Annotated in this window: 13 protein-coding genes; 7 read left to right on the plus strand and 6 right to left on the minus strand. The window is 46.0% G+C overall.

The window, feature by feature from the left end; all coding sequences use genetic code 11:
* Positions 1-7: 7 nt before the first annotated feature.
* The 5 genes from cheD to bioA all read right to left on the minus strand — a co-directional run bounded on the left by cheD (position 8) and on the right by bioA (position 5,912).
* Positions 8-619 carry a chemoreceptor glutamine deamidase CheD gene (gene cheD / locus JN178_RS06655; protein ID WP_442859702.1) on the minus strand — a complete coding sequence of 204 codons (612 nt, stop codon included), beginning with the start codon at positions 617-619 and terminating at the stop codon, positions 8-10.
* Entirely contained in the window at positions 616-1,437 is an 822-nt protein-coding gene (locus JN178_RS06660) for a CheR family methyltransferase (protein ID WP_202264663.1), read from the minus strand. The genes cheD and JN178_RS06660 overlap by 4 nt, the downstream gene beginning before the upstream one ends.
* Positions 1,438-1,461: 24 nt before the next feature.
* Entirely contained in the window at positions 1,462-3,603 is a 2,142-nt protein-coding gene (locus JN178_RS06665; protein ID WP_269752176.1) for a methyl-accepting chemotaxis protein, read from the minus strand.
* Between the two features lie 427 nt (positions 3,604-4,030).
* Complete coding sequence (locus JN178_RS06670; protein ID WP_202264664.1) at positions 4,031-4,552, minus strand: DUF2937 family protein; 522 nt, start codon at positions 4,550-4,552, stop codon at positions 4,031-4,033.
* Positions 4,553-4,646: 94 nt separating this feature from the next.
* On the minus strand, positions 4,647-5,912 hold the full coding sequence (gene bioA, locus JN178_RS06675) for an adenosylmethionine--8-amino-7-oxononanoate transaminase (protein WP_202264666.1): 1,266 nt from the start codon (positions 5,910-5,912) through the stop codon (positions 4,647-4,649).
* Positions 5,913-6,010: 98 nt separating this feature from the next.
* Between bioA and bioB the strand changes: the two genes are divergently transcribed.
* The 4 genes from bioB to bioD are packed head-to-tail and all read left to right on the plus strand — an operon-like array spanning position 6,011 to position 9,886.
* The gene (bioB, locus tag JN178_RS06680; RefSeq protein WP_202264668.1) at positions 6,011-7,135 is read left to right on the plus strand and encodes a biotin synthase BioB; all 1,125 of its coding nucleotides are present in this window, start codon (positions 6,011-6,013) and stop codon (positions 7,133-7,135) included.
* Positions 7,135-8,385 (plus strand): aminotransferase class I/II-fold pyridoxal phosphate-dependent enzyme, encoded by a 1,251-nt coding sequence (locus tag JN178_RS06685; RefSeq protein WP_202264670.1) that lies wholly within the window; start codon positions 7,135-7,137, stop codon positions 8,383-8,385. Before bioB ends, JN178_RS06685 begins: the two co-directional genes overlap by 1 nt.
* Positions 8,382-9,200 carry a methyltransferase domain-containing protein gene (locus JN178_RS06690; protein WP_232369711.1) on the plus strand — a complete coding sequence of 273 codons (819 nt, stop codon included), beginning with the start codon at positions 8,382-8,384 and terminating at the stop codon, positions 9,198-9,200. The genes JN178_RS06685 and JN178_RS06690 overlap by 4 nt, the downstream gene beginning before the upstream one ends.
* Complete coding sequence (bioD, locus tag JN178_RS06695; RefSeq protein ID WP_202264672.1) at positions 9,197-9,886, plus strand: dethiobiotin synthase; 690 nt, start codon at positions 9,197-9,199, stop codon at positions 9,884-9,886. The genes JN178_RS06690 and bioD overlap by 4 nt, the downstream gene beginning before the upstream one ends.
* On the opposite strand, the gene pepE is transcribed toward bioD, so the two are convergent.
* Entirely contained in the window at positions 9,857-10,603 is a 747-nt protein-coding gene (gene pepE, locus JN178_RS06700) for a dipeptidase PepE (RefSeq protein ID WP_202264674.1), read from the minus strand. The genes bioD and pepE overlap by 30 nt on opposite strands.
* Positions 10,604-10,696: 93 nt before the next feature.
* On the opposite strand from pepE, the gene JN178_RS06705 reads away from it, so the two are divergent.
* From JN178_RS06705 to JN178_RS06715, 3 genes are read left to right on the plus strand one after another with little or no spacing between them, the layout of a single operon-like run.
* The gene (locus JN178_RS06705) at positions 10,697-11,185 is read left to right on the plus strand and encodes a low molecular weight protein-tyrosine-phosphatase (RefSeq protein ID WP_202264676.1); all 489 of its coding nucleotides are present in this window, start codon (positions 10,697-10,699) and stop codon (positions 11,183-11,185) included.
* Positions 11,186-11,204: 19 nt separating this feature from the next.
* Complete coding sequence (locus tag JN178_RS06710; RefSeq protein ID WP_202264678.1) at positions 11,205-12,152, plus strand: FecCD family ABC transporter permease; 948 nt, start codon at positions 11,205-11,207, stop codon at positions 12,150-12,152.
* A gap of 24 nt (positions 12,153-12,176) precedes the next feature.
* The gene (locus JN178_RS06715) at positions 12,177-13,082 is read left to right on the plus strand and encodes an ATP-binding cassette domain-containing protein (protein ID WP_232369712.1); all 906 of its coding nucleotides are present in this window, start codon (positions 12,177-12,179) and stop codon (positions 13,080-13,082) included.
* Positions 13,083-13,140 lie beyond the last annotated feature (58 nt).

Raw genomic sequence — 13,140 nt, forward strand, 5'->3', positions numbered from 1 at the left:
GCTCCTCCTAAAATAAGTCCACTGAGCTATCAATAGAGGCATTTTTAAGTCTAATTCGATATTCGCTTTCCCTATCAAGAATAGTGGTGTTGTGAAGCGCTTTTATTTTTTTCACTCTCACTAGGCCACCTTCTTCAAAAAAATAGACCTTTCTTGGGAAATCAGAGAGCACATCGCTGGCTATTATCGGTATTGACTCATTTTTGAGATATTCAAACGCAAAATCGACATTTTTCTGGCCAATATTGTTGTGAATAAGCCCCTTCATTACGTTGCCTCCGCCAAACACTTTCGCCACAATTTGGTTCTTTTTAGCCCCTAACTTAAGCATCTCGTTAATAAGCAATTCCATTGCGTATGTGCCGTAGCGCGCAGACTCACAAAGTAAGGCCGATTTTTCCATATCATCTCTGGGCAACAAAAAATGATTCATGCCGCGCACGTTATTGATAGGATCGAACAGACAAGTGGCTATACATGAACCCAATACGGTAACGATAAGGTGATTATTCGACGTCGCATAAAACTCTCCGGGTAGTATTTTGACAGCGTTGCAATTGAAATACCGGTCGAAGTAGAGGTTGGCTTCTGGCGAGGCATTAAAATTACTCTGCATCAGGGCGTCCCACTTCGCTTTTGATATACGGTTCTTCCAACCGATATCAGGCTCGAATTCAAATTGGCTACCGTTTCTGAATGCCCAGCAAAATACAATCCGCCGTTTTTAAGTTTTTGGGCAAACCGGTGTAACAATTGTGCTTGCGTTGTTTTATCGAAATAAATCATCACATTTCTACAGAAGATGACATCTAAGTTGCTCGGTATGCACGACCATTGATTATTAATAAGGTTTAGCTGCTTGAAAGACACTAATTTTCTTAGCTCCGGAATAACACGCACAAAGCCTTTGTTGTTACCCGTTCCCTTATGAAAAAAACGCTTTTTGTCGTCATAGGTAAGCGATGACGCGGTGTCATCAGTATAGATCCCTTGGTTTGCCTTAAGTAAAACATTGCTGTCTATATCTGTTGCAATAATCTCAACCGGAGGCTCGAAGGAACCATAAGCTTTCACCACCGTCATGGCGATGGAATAGACTTCTTCCCCAGTGCTACTGGCAGCGCACCAAATGCGCTTTGGCTCTCGAGTTAATGACAAATATGTATTTAACGTGTCAAAGTGATGCGGCTCTCTGAAAAAAGAGGTGAGGTTTGTAGTTAACCCATTAATGAAATTTTCCATTTCACCATGGTTACCTTCCAGATACGCGAGGTAATCAGAAAAACGAGATAGATTAAGTGCGCGTAGCCGGCGTGAAAGCCGACTATACACCATTGAGTCTTTACTCTGGCCTAGGCAAATACCTGCATTTTGGTGCAGTATCGCACGCACTTTATCAAAATCGTTGGCCGTAAATTCAAACTCTCTATGCTCCATATACAGCAGCCGCGATTTCTATTCTTAAAACGACTCCCATTCATCTTCTTCAGGAGATACCATTTTGACTAAGCGCTCTTTCACCTTGGGAGCTGCAATTTTTTCAACCGTTGAAAGGGTGCTCTTTTGTGCGCGGTTTTGATCTTCACTTAACTTAAAGGCTGAAATTTGCTTGTTCATGTTTTGTGCTTGAGCTTGCAAGCTTTCTGCGGCCGCCGCAGCTTCCTCAACAAGCGCAGCATTTTGTTGGGTAACTTCATCCATTTGAGAAACAGCTTTGCTCACTTCGTCAATGCCTGAGGCCTGTTCAGAAGACGCGGCAGCTATTTCACCCATAATGTCGTTAACACGCTTGATAGAAAGCACAATTTCTTCCATCGTCTTGCCCGACTTATTCACCAACTCGTTACCATTTTCAATCTTGTTAACCGAGTCTGAAATGAGATTCTTAATGTCTTTCGCGGCTTCAGCAGAACGCTGTGCAAGTGAACGCACTTCAGATGCTACTACAGCAAAGCCTCTGCCTTGCTCGCCGGCTCTTGCTGCTTCAACGGCAGCGTTAAGCGCAAGTATGTTGGTTTGAAATGCAATACCGTCAATGACACCAATAATATCTGAGATTTTTTGCGCCGATTCATTGATTGAACCCATGGTATCGACCACTTGCCCAATGAGTTTGCCGCCATCAATAGCAATGGTTGAAGCTTGCGAGGCAAGGCCGTTGGCCTGATCTGCATTTTCTGAGTTAAGCTTAACTGTGCCCGTTAGCTCTTCCATACTTGACGCAGTTTGTTCTAAGCTGGACGCTTGTTCTTCGGTTCGACTTGATAAGTCGCTATTCCCTTGGGCTATTTCAGTCGCTGCGGTGTTAATTAAGTCTGACGCAGAACGAATTTCTGAAATCATGTTCACGAGATTTTCAATAAACGAACGCATCGCTTGACTGATTTGAATAAACTCACCCTCAAAATCGACTTCTAAGCGTGTGGTTAGGTCACCTTCAGATAAACGCATCAACACACGTTTTATCTCATTCACAGCAATTTTTGTGGCTGTTATGTCAGTCGCATATTTAACGACTTTGAACGGTTTGCCATTAACATCAAATATCGGATTGTAAGTGGCTTGGATCCAAACCTCTCTTCCGCCTTTTGCAATGCGTTTAAATTCGCCGCTAGCGTGAGTACCCTCACCAAGCTGCGCCCAGAAATCTTGGTATTCCTGGCTTCTGCGGTGTTCTGCATCTACAAACAAACTGTGGTGCTTACCCTTAATTTCAGAAAGAGAATAACCGACAGTATTAAGGAAATTATCATTAGCAGTAATAATTGTGCCGTCCAAATAAAATTCGATAACGGCTTGCGACTTGCCAATAGCGTCTATCTGTCCGGCATAGTCGGCGTTGCGCATTTTTTCTGCGGTAATATCTGTAGCATATTGCACCACGCCGGTCACTTTGCCTGAACTATTCATAATGGGGTTGTACGAGGCCTGAAGCCACACTTCTTCACCGTCTTTACGAATATATCGATATTCGCCGGTTTGGAAGTTGCCTTCTTTCATCTGCGACCAAAGCTCTCGGTTGACTGCCAAGGTTTTATCATCGCTTGACGTTAATACCTTATGGCTCTTACCCCGAATCTCTTCAATGTCGTACCCGGTTATTTTAAGAAAGTTTTCATTCGCATTTAAGACATTACCCTCTGCGCTAAACTCAACCACCGCTTGCGAGCGGTCGAGCGCATCTAACATACCGCTTTTTAATAAAAGTTCGCTTATGTCGAGCCATTCTACAGCAGTGCCAATGCTGGCGCCGTTTTCGTCTTTAAGCGGCATTAGCGTTAGGCGAAAGTTTAACGAGCCTACCGTGATTGACGACACCATTACGTCTCGTAAATTTGCGAGAATGCTGCTTTGATGAGCGGGGTTCTTATGAAATTGGTCGATACTTTGGCCGATAAGGTTATCTGCTGAAAATTGAGGCAACACTTTGCGCAGCTCTTCTTCACTTTTCTTAAGTAAAGAAACCACCGCTTTGTTTGCATAAATAATAATTCTATCAGCATTAGCAATCATAAAACTTGTAGAGCTCTGCTCTAACGTTTGAATGCGATGCTCGGTATACCTTGAATCGGTTTTTGATTTTAAAAGGTTCGCCAACTTCATAGATCACTCCTGATCAACAATTTCACAGTATCTGAAAATGCACCTAGGTACCTGTTTGCCGTTGAAACAGACAAATACAATGCGGTGCTTGGCGCTTGAAACGCGTTATCTCAAGTTACGCCCTAGATTGTGCAAAACCTAAGCAGTTGCTTTGTAACGCTCATTGCGCAATCTTTAAATTGGAAGCCAAGATATATCGTTGCTTATTATTTCGTCATGCTTGAAGTTGAGGCTTTGCTCAATCTGCTCCAAGTACAAGAATTAGCAAAAGTAATTATTAAAAATCGTTAATAATCTCAGCTAACGAGAAAAGTGTAGACAAGGATTTAAAATAATGTGCAATTTATTCGACTTTAGTTGAATAAATTGTCTATCAATCAGTAGTGAAGGTGTCTAATCGATGGTTTTGTGAACTCACTTTTAAGTATTACTTATAAGAGAAACGCTTTGGTTTTGAACGAACTTTTTTTACTTGGCAATAGCAAAAATGTGGTGTCCAAATAAGCAAATTTAATAAAATAGCCGTGACCAAGCTAAAGATAATTGATGAAGGGGTCAGGGGAACCGAAGGGCTGAAGTTGTCTAATACCCTATCTAACGTGTCATATTGAGACGGTGTGGCCATAAACACGAGTTTTTCGAAGTAATGCCCGTGTTCCAATTTACGCATACCTTGCTCAATGGCATTAATTTGTGCAAAGCGTTCTGCTTTTAATGTGGCATTTTCTCGCACAACAGCTTCATTGTTTTGTTGCAAGCTTTCCAGCATGGCTTCCACTGATGAAAAACCATGCTGCTTCGCCAACTCAGTTGAACTTGTTACTTCATCACGAAGTGCATCGTAATAACCACTTAAGTACTGACGATAATGGTCGGCCAAAATAGGCACTTGTAGTGTAATGATAAACAAAACGGCAAATAACACCTTATCAAGTACTCTAACAATCATTTTTTTAACTCACTCCATCATCGTACATACTGGCTAGCCACTTCCGGTGAGCAATCAATAACTTCACTGTTAGTTGTAGAATGTCACCTTATTACTACTTCAAACTAGTATAGATGGCATGCGTTAACATACTGAGTTGCTCTGGGCTTATGATATAGGGAGGCATAATGTATACCAGCTTTCCAAAAGGCCGTATCCATACGCCATGCTTCACAAAATGGCGCTGAATTTCAGCGACATTAACCGGTTTTACGGTTTCCACAACACCTATGGCGCCCAGCACGCGTACATCCGCAACACGCGGAAGCTCTGCACATTTTGCAAGCTCGGCCTGTAATTGTTTCTCAATAGCAGGAATTTGCTGTTGCCAGTGATTTTGATTAATCAACGACAAACTTGCATTAGCGACGGCGCAGGCCAGTGGATTTCCCATGTACGTAGGCCCATGCATGAATACACCAGGTTCGCCTTGGCATACACCAAGCGCTACATCTTCAGTGCACAAAGTGGCCGCTAGTGTCATATAACCGCCAGTAATCGCTTTACCTAAGCACATGATATCTGGAGAAATACCTGCGTGTTCGCACGCAAACAATTTACCAGTGCGCCCAAATCCCGTGGCAATTTCATCGCAAATCAACAATACATCATAGTTGTCGCACAGCTGGCGACAGCGCTTTAAATATTCCGGGTGATAAATGCGCATGCCGCCCGCACCTTGAACAACCGGCTCTAAAATAAGGGCGGCCATTTCATGGTGGTGCTTTTCAAATAATTCTTCTAGTGGAAGAATGTCATCTTCGCTGAAGGTTTGACCAAAACGGGTTTGTGGGGCAGGGGCGAATATCTGCTTGCTAAGCACGCCTTCAAACAAGCTGTGCATGCCGTTTACCGGGTCGCATACACTCATGGCGGCGAAAGTATCACCATGATAGCCGTTGCGAGGCGCAACAATACGCGATTTCTCAGCGCGGCCTTGGCATGCCCAATACTGAATAGCCATTTTTATGGCAACTTCTACCGATACCGAGCCAGAGTCGGCCAAAAACACGCGCTCTAACCCTGCGGGCACCATATCCAGCAAGGTTTTACACACATCTATGGCGGGCTGGTGGGTAATGCCGCCAAACATCACGTGAGAAAACGCCTCTATTTGATCATGAGCGGCTTTATTAAGTACAGGATGGTTGTATCCATGAATAGCAGCCCACCAACTCGACATGCCATCAACCAGTACTTCGCCAGTGGCTAGAGTAAGCTCAGCGCCCTTGGCGCCGGTTACTTCGTAACAAGGAAGCGGGTTAACCGCAGACGTATAAGGGTGCCAAATGTGTTGTTTATCGAATTCTATATTGTTCAAAATTTAACCGTTAGTAAAGCTTTTGAAATGGTCAGAGTTGACAACTTTGCAATGACGCATAGACTAAGCCAGCATTCTTAATTAGTAAAGGACAGTCAATGACACTGGCTTCAGCGCAACAGGCGCAAACGACAACTATTCGTAACGATTGGACCAAAGCCGAAGTAGAGGCATTATTCGCGATGCCGTTCAACGACCTGCTATTTGAAGCGCAGGTGGTGCACAGACAACACTTCAACCCAAACGAAGTGCAGGTTAGTACGCTATTGTCGATTAAAACAGGTGCATGCCCTGAAGACTGTAAATACTGCCCGCAGAGCGCGCGCTATGACACTGGCCTTGAAAAAGAGCGCTTGCTTGAAATTGAAAAAGTGATCCAGCGAGCGAAAGAAGCCAAACAGGTTGGCTCAACGCGTTTTTGTATGGGCGCTGCGTGGCGAAACCCGCGCGACCGAGACATGCCTTACATTGTCAAAATGGTTGAAGAGGTGAAAAGTCTTGGCCTTGAAACCTGCATGACTCTTGGCATGTTAACTCGCGATCAAGCGGTAGCCTTAAAGCAAGCAGGCCTTGATTATTACAATCACAACCTTGATACATCGCCAGAATTTTACGGCGACATTATTACCACACGTACGTATCAAGACCGTTTGAACACGCTAGAAAACGTGCGAGCAGCGGGCATGAACGTATGCTCTGGCGGTATTGTGGGTATGGGCGAGACAGTAAGTGACCGCGCAAGCATGCTTGTGCAGCTAGCGAACTTGCCAGAACAGCCGCAAAGTGTACCAATTAACATGTTGGTTAAGGTAAAAGGTACGCCACTTGATAATGTTGAAGACCTCGACTATTTCGAATTTATTCGCACTATTGCCGTGGCGCGTATAATGATGCCTAAATCTCACGTGCGTTTATCGGCAGGCCGCGAGGCAATGAACGAGCAAATGCAGGCGCTGTGCTTTATGGCTGGCGCAAACTCTATTTTCTATGGTTGCAAGCTGTTAACCACGTCAAACCCAGACACCCACGAAGACGTCATGTTGTTTAAAAAGCTTGGTATCAATACCGAGCGTACGCGCGATTTTTCTGATGAAGCACACCAGCAAGTGTTAGAAGAAGAAATTGCGCAGCAGCAAGAGCAAACAGACAGTAGCGACTTGTTTTATGACGCCAGTAAGCCAAAAGCAAAAAGTGATAAAACGCCCAGCACGATGGATGCCTAATGGCTTTTAATTGGTTAGAAGCAAAATTGACGGAGCGTGCCCAGCATGGCCTGCTTCGTCAGCGCCATTGCCAGCAATATGAAAAAGACAACATTGTTTGTATTAATGGCGAGCACTACCTTAACTTTTCGAGCAACGATTACCTTGGTATGCGTCAGCATGAAGGGGTATTGCAGTCGTGGGTAGAAGGGTTGGCGCAATTTGGCGCTGGCAGCGGCGCATCTCCGCTTGTGACAGGGCATACACAAGCGCATTTAGCGCTTGAGGCATATATTGCCGATGGTCTCAATCGCGAGGCGGCATTGTTGTTTAATTCAGGTTTTGCGGCTAATCAAGCCTTGTGCATGGCGTTGTTTTCACGTCATGCGGGTAAGCCTGCTTCATTAAATCCAGCGTCTAGTTCAAAACCGCAAAGCCATATATTGGCCGACAAACTGATGCATGCGTCGTTTTTAGAAGGCGCTATGTGCGTGGGAGAGCAAGCGCAGCTACGCCGCTTTAAGCATAACGATTTAACGCATTTAGAAAGCCTGTTACAAAAGCGCGGCAATACAGAAGACAATCAAGATACGCTTATTGTCAGTGAAGGCGTATTTAGTATGGACGGTGACTATGCACCAAGCATTGAAATAGCGGCGTTAGCCAAACAGTACAGTGCATGGTTTATGCTAGATGACGCCCACGGCATGGGCGTGCTCGGTGAAAACGGTTTTGGCACGGTTGAAGCGCTGGGGCTAACTCAAGAGCAGGTGCCTATCGTCATGGGCACTTTTGGCAAAGCCATTGGTACCGCAGGCGCGTTTATTGCCGGAAGTCAGGTGCTGATTGATTTTTTGGTTAATTTTGCCAAACACTATGTGTATTCAACGGCCATGCCCCCGGCTCAGGCGGTAGCAACCCTTTATTCACTTACCCATATTGCCAGTGACAGGCCGCGACGCGATGCCTTAACGCAAAATATTATGCATTTAAGAGATGCTTTTAACGCTAAATTTAGTGGCAAACCAGCACTTACGCTTGCTGATTCAAACAGTGCTATTCAGCCTATTATTGTTGGTTGCCCTAAACGCGCGGTGGCATTAAGTGAAGGGCTAAAACGCCGCGGTATTTGGGTAACGGCCATTCGTTATCCTACGGTCCCTAAAAACGAAGATAGGCTGCGCGTTACCTTGTCAGCCAATCATACTCAGCAAGATATTGATGTGCTGCTTGATGCCATTGGGCTTGCCGCTGAGGAGTGCCGCGAGTGAACGCCGAGCAAAATGATATTGCATTAGATGAAAACGCAAATGCAAACACAAACGTAATGAGTGAGCGCGCTGTTGCCTCACGTTTTTCAAAAGCGGCGACACGCTATGACAGTATTGCCTGTATTCAAAAAGTGATTGCTCATGAGGCGCTGAATAACTTACCGCAAAAGCTTTCAGGTAACGCGCTTGATATCGGCTGCGGTACGGGCGTGCACACACAAGCGCTGAGCGAGCGGGGCGCGAATACTGCGGGTGTAGATATTGCCGAAGGAATGCTTAGCGTAGCAAGAGAAACCTTCCCAGCCCCACATTTTGTGCATGGTAGCGCCATGTCGCTGCCTTTTGAATCGGGTCAATTTACTACCGTGTTTTCATCCATGGCACTGCAATGGGCAAGCTCACCGGCTATTGTGGCACAGCAGATCAGTAAAGTGCTCAGCCAGGGCGGTGTTGCCGAATTGGCCATTATGGTTGATGGCTCATTCAGTGAGCTTAAAAAAGCACGCAAAATTGCGCAGCTTGTTGAGGCAACTACGCCAATGCCGTCAACGACCACGTGGGTTAATGCATTTCAACAATCTTCTCTCGTACTTACGCGCGTGATCACCAAAGATTATGTGGACAGTCACTCATCAATTATGTCGCTGCTTCACTCTGTGAAAGGGGTAGGCGCGGGTGAAACAGGAAAGAAGCAGCCGCCATTATCGCGCAGAGATATCAAGAAGCTCGCCATGGCCTATCAGAACATTAGCGCCGTGGGCAGTAAGTTACCGCTTACCTACCGAGTAAGTCATTTCAGATTGGAACAACGATGAAGCAGTATTTTGTAACCGGGACAGACACCGAAGTGGGTAAAACCTACGTAACCTGTCACCTTCTTCGCGCAGCAACTCAAGCAAAACTTACCTCGATAGGTTACAAACCTATTGCAGCGGGCTGCGACTTAGTGGATGGTGAATGGGTAAACGAGGATGCCGCTAATATTCAAAAGGCAAGCGGCTTGTCTTTACCCATTAGCGAAATAAACCCCATTGCACTAAAGCCGCCTATTGCGCCGCACATAGCGGCAAGCGAAGCGGGTGTCGAGCTTACGCAAGATGCCATAGAAAAAGGGCTAAACCACCTACAAAGCTACAATGTAGACGTCCTTTTAATGGAAGGTGCGGGTGGTTGGCGACTGCCGTTGTCTTTGGGCAATGAAAACACGCCGACACACTATTTATCTGACGTGGTTAAATCGCTAAATATGCCGGTTATTTTAGTGGTAGGAATGCGTTTGGGCTGCTTGAATCACGCAATGCTTACTGCCGAAGCTATTCTTGCCGATGGCCTAACCATTGCTGGTTGGGTAGCAAACGATGTTACTGGCAACATGACGCGATACGATGAAAACCTCGCATCGCTAAAAGCCATGATGCCAGCGCCATTACTGGCGGAAATACCGTTTAAAGCCCAACCCTCTGATGCGGTTTTACAGCACGCTATCGAGCAATTGGTTTAAGCTATCGCCGGCATTAATTGGCGTTTTCTCTTTACCTAAAAAGATAAAACCGTCGTGCTCGTTGTCGGCCTTGATTTCGCGACCATCTTCGAACGTAAGTGTAGCTTCGCTTAATTTAAGGGCCGTCCCTTCGCGAATGGCAACAACCGGGGTTGTTGGGTTAAGGGCGGTAAATTCTGCAAGGCGCTGATCACGCGTTTCACCATTGTGACCTGGCGGTTGGTAATCGGTGTAATGTGGGTTTATTTGAAAGGGCACAATATCGAGTGCATCAAAGCTCGGTGGCTCAATAATAGGCATATCATTGGTGGTGCGAATTGATTGCCCACAAATATTTGAACCCGCGCTCCAACCAATATAAGGCGTGCCATCGGCAATGGCGTGTTTCATAGGTACAATTAACGCGTTGGCGTAAAGAGTCGACAATAGGTGAAAGGTATTTCCTCCACCTACCACAATAGCTTGGCCGTTTTGTTTTGCGTTGTTTATGGCGGCTACTGGGTCGTCAACACTGTGTAAGCCCGTTACCTTGCATTCTGGTAGCGCGTTAGCCACGGCATCAACATATGCATCATAACTTTGTGTTACGGCGGCATAAGGAACAAATAGAAGGTCGCGAATATCACCTAAGTGTGCAAAAATAAGCGCTCTGGCGTGTTCGAGGTAAGGCTCACTACCTTGACGTGAACTGCTCAGCATAAGTACATGTGCGGTCATACAAACTCCACAATTTTTCTGACGGCGTATCATACGTGAAACTGAACATAAAGTTTAGTCACGCTCCGTTATAGCATGGTGAAAGGAAGTTAAATGGAACAGTCAATATCGGTGTTATTCGTGTGTTTGGGTAACATTTGTCGCTCACCAACAGCAGAAGCGGTGTTTAAACAAAAAGCGGCAGAGGCTGGATTGTCGTTGAATATTGACTCGGCAGGCACCCATGGTTATCACATTGGTAGCCCACCAGATAAGCGCTCTCAGGCGGCAGGCGTTGAACGCGGATACAGTTTTAAAGGGCTGAAATGTCGTCGTGTTGATGAAAGTGACTTTGAAAAGTTCGACTATATTTTGGCCATGGATAACAGCAATTTGTCTAACCTGCACGGCATGTCGCCAGCACAATATCACGACAAAATTAAGCTGTTTTTAGACTATGCAGACGAAGAAGACAAAGAAGTGCCAGACCCTTACTACGGCGGAAAACGCGGCTTTGAGTTGGTACTAGACTTAATTGAAACAGCGTCAGACGGATTAATTGCGCACATTAAGGCCAACAGTGCTAACGCCCAACACGACTAAACCTTATAAGGCATCCGCGGTGATCACCGCGCTGCTGTCTGTTTTATTCACTGTTGCTGTGGCGGCAATACTTGCGGTTGTCATGTTATCTGACTCGCCAGACATGCTAAAACAACACATTACGCTACAAATTCAAATGCCGTTGGTACTAACGGCTGTATTGGTGGGGGCGGCACTTTCAACAAGTGGCGCAACACTTCAGGTGGTGCTAAGAAATCCGCTGGCCGACCCAGGTATTGTGGGCATAACCAGTGGTGCCAGCCTGGTAGCGGCTATTTTATTGCTGCTTACGCCTGACTGGGCAAACGCGTACATGCATTATGTATTGCCTGTCGGATGCTTTTTAGGGGCGCTAGCCTCTACCTTCATTATTTATCGGCTTGCGCGAAAATTGCTGGGCTCTGCTACTGCGGTTATTTTGTCGGGCATTGCAATTTCTACCTTAAGCGGCGCTATTATTGCGTGGCTTTACATGCTAAGCGATGCGAACGCGCTTCGAAATCTCACATTTTGGCTGATGGGCAGTTTGTATCAAACTAACTGGCCTATTTTAGCGTTAGGTGCTCCTTTTGTGGTGGTGGCCGTTGGTTATCAGCTTTACGTTGCCAAGCACCTTAACAAGCTCTATGCCGGCGATATTGCCGCGAAAAGTAGTGGTGTTAATGTTGAACAGCTGACAGAGCGTGCACTGGTTGCCAGTGCTGTCGCGGTGGGGGCTGCGGTGTCTATGGCGGGCTCGATTGCCTTTGTCGGTTTGCTGGTACCGCATATTCTACGCCGTGTTGTGGGGCATAATAATGCGCTACTGTTACCGCTAAGTGCGCTCGCGGGCGCGTGCATGCTGTTATTGGTGGCACTGTGTTCTGAACTTACGCGCGCTATCACATTGCCGGTATCAATGATTACCGCAACCCTTGGTGGCCCATTATTAATTTGGGCATTGTCAAAAGGGCAGGTTAAGGGGTAACCCTTAATGCATGGCGTGAACAGCATGAATAAACACACACACAGTGCTAACCCATCATTGAGTAACACCAACGAATCGGCGGATCAACACGGGCAAGCCTTGAGTGCGACTGTTTTGTCAAACAGTACGTCAAACCGCGCGTTTAACGTATCATCGCAAGTCGCGTTAGAAGTCGCATCGCTAAATGACGTGTCGGTATCTAACCGCCTTCAAAGCGCGTCATTAACTGTGACCAAAGGCCAGTGTGTACACATTCTCGGGCCAAACGGCGCGGGTAAATCTACGCTGCTACTAGTATTAGCCGGGCTATTAGAAGCAGATGCGGGTAGTGTTGTACTATTTAACAAATCCGTATCGTCGTGGTCGCTGGCGAGCTTAGCGTCAATGCGCACGTTACTTGCCCAGCAAACCGAATGCAGTTTTCATTTAACCGTGCACGAGTATCTGCAGTTTTATGCAGACATACAGGCTTCTTCGGGTATACCTTCGCTACTTGAAAAGGCTTTAGAGGTTACCGACTTTCTACCCAAAATATTGACGCAATTGTCCGGCGGCGAGCGCCAACGGGTAGAGATATGTAGAGCGCTGCTTCAACTTTGGCCTACGATAGAGCAGGGCGAGGCCCTGGTGCTTTTAGATGAGCCCTTACAAGGGTTAGATATCCGCCATCAATATGCGGTGGCGCAGCTGGCAAAGGCGCTAAGCGAAAAAGGCAATACGGTTATAATGAGCTCACATGATATTGCACTTAGTGCAAATTACGCGACCACCTTATGGCTAATGCAAAAGGGCAAAATAGTAGCAGAGGGAAATCCGGCTGATGTTGCCACTCAGGCCAACCTTGAGCGGGTGTTTGAATGCCATTTTGCTATAAGCAAGCACGATAACTTTCTAGAAATTCAAGTTTGCGCACCTATTACCTTGGAATAAATGTGGTAAAGTGCCTTCAGTGCCCAAAAACAATAATAGCATTCAATTTTTCAAATTA

Source organism: Alteromonas sp. KC3 (assembly GCF_016756315.1).
GTDB lineage: Bacteria > Pseudomonadota > Gammaproteobacteria > Enterobacterales > Alteromonadaceae > Alteromonas.

What these genes read in the sequence shown, in the direction of transcription:
- JN178_RS06670 (WP_202264664.1), bottom strand. Translation starts at nt 4,552, where the DNA reads ATGATTGTTAGAGTACTTGATAAGGTGTTATTTGCCGTTTTGTTTATC.
- JN178_RS06660 (WP_202264663.1), bottom strand. Translation starts at nt 1,437, where the DNA reads ATGGAGCATAGAGAGTTTGAATTTACGGCCAACGATTTTGATAAAGTG.
- JN178_RS06715 (WP_232369712.1), top strand. Translation starts at nt 12,177, where the DNA reads ATGAATAAACACACACACAGTGCTAACCCATCATTGAGTAACACCAAC.
- JN178_RS06685 (WP_202264670.1), top strand. Translation starts at nt 7,135, where the DNA reads ATGGCTTTTAATTGGTTAGAAGCAAAATTGACGGAGCGTGCCCAGCAT.
- JN178_RS06665 (WP_269752176.1), bottom strand. Translation starts at nt 3,603, where the DNA reads ATGAAGTTGGCGAACCTTTTAAAATCAAAAACCGATTCAAGGTATACC.
- bioD (WP_202264672.1), top strand. Translation starts at nt 9,197, where the DNA reads ATGAAGCAGTATTTTGTAACCGGGACAGACACCGAAGTGGGTAAAACC.
- JN178_RS06705 (WP_202264676.1), top strand. Translation starts at nt 10,697, where the DNA reads ATGGAACAGTCAATATCGGTGTTATTCGTGTGTTTGGGTAACATTTGT.
- pepE (WP_202264674.1), bottom strand. Translation starts at nt 10,603, where the DNA reads ATGACCGCACATGTACTTATGCTGAGCAGTTCACGTCAAGGTAGTGAG.
- bioB (WP_202264668.1), top strand. Translation starts at nt 6,011, where the DNA reads ATGACACTGGCTTCAGCGCAACAGGCGCAAACGACAACTATTCGTAAC.